We start from the raw sequence: 265 nt of genomic DNA, 5'->3' as shown, positions 1-265 counted from the left end.
CTTCTCACCTTCGGCTTTACTCAACGCGACTTTCAGCCCTTTGAGTACTTCGCTCTGCTGAGCATCAGCAGGTGCGTCGTTATAGTCTGCAACGGTAGCGCCGGAGGTCAACAGGACAAATCGTAATTCATCGCCCAGCGCGGTCAGTTTCGCCGACAGTTCCGGTTCTGCATACAAGGTTACTGCCGCTTCCAGCGAGCCACCCACTTTCTTGTCGGCACGCGCTTGCTCAATGACTTTGTTCACTTCGCCACGCACTTTCAAC

General features: G+C 54.3%; 1 protein-coding gene. It reads right to left on the bottom strand.

The annotated features are described in order from the left end of the window. Positions 1–265, bottom strand: a 265-nt coding sequence (locus AC0IZJ_RS28500) for a hypothetical protein (protein ID WP_471855629.1), incomplete at both ends; no start/stop codon positions are given.

The organism is Roseateles sp. AC306 (genome assembly GCF_979253795.1).
Note: the sequence above shows the minus strand (reverse complement) of the source record. Positions and strands in the feature narration are given on the sequence as shown.